The following is a 1,480-nucleotide window of genomic DNA, read 5'->3' as shown; positions in this document are numbered from 1 at the left end:
CGGAGAGAAGATGCCCTGACGGGTCTGTAGGTCGGGCCGATAGATAACGAAGCCTCCGCTGGCAGCTCTTACCTTGTATGACTTGGACGGCGTGGTTGCCGATTCGACCATGTTCCGGAGCACCCGCTGGGCGCGCGGGGACATCTCTCTACAAATGGCGCGCCCAACGATACTGGTCATCGAATTCTCCTTTGGCCATATTGTGCGCGCCACCTCGACACAGTCGACCCAGACCAAGGTCGACCCAGAGTAGACGATTTTCAGCCCAAACCGTTCCTAGAGCCGTTGCGACGGTGCGAGCGCGCCTCTTCAAAGCKTCGATGCTTGGCMGTCATCTATCTAGGACGAGACAGAACAGYCTCGACCTCSTCAGTAGCATCAAATTCATCTTCGACCTGGATGCCTCTCGCTTGCTTCCATGCTCCCCAGACGTACAGGGCGTCAGTATTGACTCCGGAGTCTCCGGCCAACYGGTAGACGCGGCCTGAGCGAGTCAACACACGCCGACTGACCGGATCAAGCCTTGCAATCGCGGTGCTGACGCGGCCGCGGCAAGTCTCGCGCACAAACCCCCACAAGTGGCCCGTCCTGGGGCGGTCTWGTCCATCAGCGGGAACGATACAGACTCGCCAAGCATCGAGCGTTTTGGTCGGTAAAGCGTCGACTGGTCCAACTTCCCACTTGCTCATACCTCAAGTCCAATCAGSAAGAGCGCCCTCGCGACATTTCGGTTCGGCGAGGGCGCCGTACAGATTCGGCCATATCGCACCAGATGCTGGCAGCCAGTCTTAGGCCTCGGCGTTCTTACGTGCCGGCGGTAGCGGCGTCCAGCGGCGCATGGACCCAGAACTTCGGTCGGTAGGCGGATCCTTCTTCTTCCCAAGCCTTYTGAGCGGCCGGCGCCTCGAYTACGGCACGCTGCAGTTCTTCTTCACTCCACCAACGGTAAGGCTCGAAGTTGTAGCCGGCCCCGATTCCTGACGCTTGGTCACGAGCGAGCAATAGGTCGGGATCCTCCGCGTGGAGACGCCGTACCCAGACGTCTTCTCCACACACGACAGCCACGACGAGAACGATTGCTCCACTTCGTTTGCGTAGAGATTCGTCCATCGGATACGTTGCAAGCTCCAAGGACTTGCCGCCCCCCTTGAGAACCAGGCAGGTGGTCGATGTCGTCAAATCGAAAGACGTSAGGTTCACGATATCYGCGTCKTCCTCGAGCAAGGCAGGCAAGGARTCRYGARCTCGCTCGGGCAAACAAATCAGGACCACAGTCGGCTCGCCAGCGCTCATCTTGGGCAAGTACCTGGCCTTTACGACGCCCGCCACAGCGCCGCCCAGGACCCCTGGCCGATCGGTGGTCTCCCGAAGACTCTGGACAATGGGAAGAAAGTCAGGTTGTCCTTCGGCAGCCTGCTGCAAGGTCATCTTCAGGGTGGGTTCGCATTTTCGAAACATTCGCATTCACTCCGGTGTTGGT

The 1,480-nt window shown here is 59.3% G+C and carries 1 protein-coding gene; it reads right to left on the bottom strand.

The genetic code is table 11. The annotated features are described in order from the left end of the window. On the bottom strand, nt 1-180 hold a 180-nt coding region (locus AC1DSF_RS30485), incomplete at its 3' end, for a hypothetical protein (RefSeq protein WP_478184049.1). Nucleotides 181-1,480: the final 1,300 nt, after the last annotated feature.

It is taken from the genome of Variovorax sp. 01N429 (assembly GCF_056399425.1).
The sequence above is the reverse complement of the archived record's forward strand: the minus strand, read 5'-3'. Positions and strand labels throughout refer to the sequence as shown.